Annotated in this window: 1 protein-coding gene; it reads left to right on the top strand. The window is 72.3% G+C overall.

All coding sequences use genetic code 11. The annotated features are described in order from the left end of the window. Window positions 1–321 (top strand): beta-ketoacyl synthase N-terminal-like domain-containing protein (locus CD790_RS34260; RefSeq protein WP_144387283.1); only part of this gene is annotated, 321 nt, incomplete at both ends.

The following is a 321-nucleotide window of genomic DNA, read 5'->3' as shown; positions in this document are numbered from 1 at the left end:
CTGTGGTCGCTGCTGACGGCGGGCGCGGACGCGGTCGCGGAGTTCCCGTCGGACCGTGGCTGGGATCTGGAGGGGCTGTACGACCCGGACCCGGACCGGCAGGGCACCTCGTACACGCGTGAGGGCGGGTTCCTTTACGACGTGGCCGACTTCGACGCGGCGTTCTTCGGGATCTCGCCGCGTGAGGCGCTGGCCATGGACCCGCAGCAGCGGCTGCTGCTGGAGACCTCGTGGGAGGCGTTCGAGCGGGCCGGGATCGACCCGGCGACGCTGCGCGGCAGCAGGACCGGCGTCTTCGCCGGCACCAACGGCCAGGACTAC

The sequence above is a fragment of the Streptomyces sp. SAJ15 genome, from assembly GCF_007595705.1.
Classification (GTDB): domain Bacteria; phylum Actinomycetota; class Actinomycetes; order Streptomycetales; family Streptomycetaceae; genus Streptomyces.
Note: the sequence above shows the minus strand (reverse complement) of the source record. Positions and strands in the feature narration are given on the sequence as shown.